A 348-nucleotide genomic window follows, 5' to 3' on the forward strand; every position below is an offset into this window, starting at 1 on the left:
AACTAGATAACAACTAACACATTTAAGTTTTACCGGAAAGTTTGTAAAAGCTTTTGAGTAAACTTGAGTAGTCAAGAATTCAATTCGACGTAAAATCCTTATAACTAGGTAATTTTGCGAAAGAAGCGAGTAGTTCGAGGAAACGACCGAGGCAATCGCCGGAGTGTACTATAGACGTACATGAGGACGATTGGTGAGGGAAGTTGACGAAGAAATACGAAGCTTATTTCGGAAAATTTAGGTTAAGTTAGAAAGGGCGCACGGTGGATGCCTTGGCACTAGGAGCCGAAGAAGGACGTGACGAACAACGATATGCCTCGGGGAGCTGTAAGTAAGCTTTGATCCGGG

1 rRNA gene is annotated in these 348 nt (G+C 42.8%); it reads left to right on the forward strand.

From position 1 onward, the window contains the following. Positions 1-240: 240 nt before the first annotated feature. A 23S ribosomal RNA gene (locus DS745_RS04300) occupies positions 241-348 on the forward strand; the annotation flags it as partial.

It is taken from the genome of Anaerobacillus alkaliphilus (assembly GCF_004116265.1).
In the GTDB taxonomy this organism is placed as follows: domain Bacteria; phylum Bacillota; class Bacilli; order Bacillales; family Anaerobacillaceae; genus Anaerobacillus; species Anaerobacillus alkaliphilus.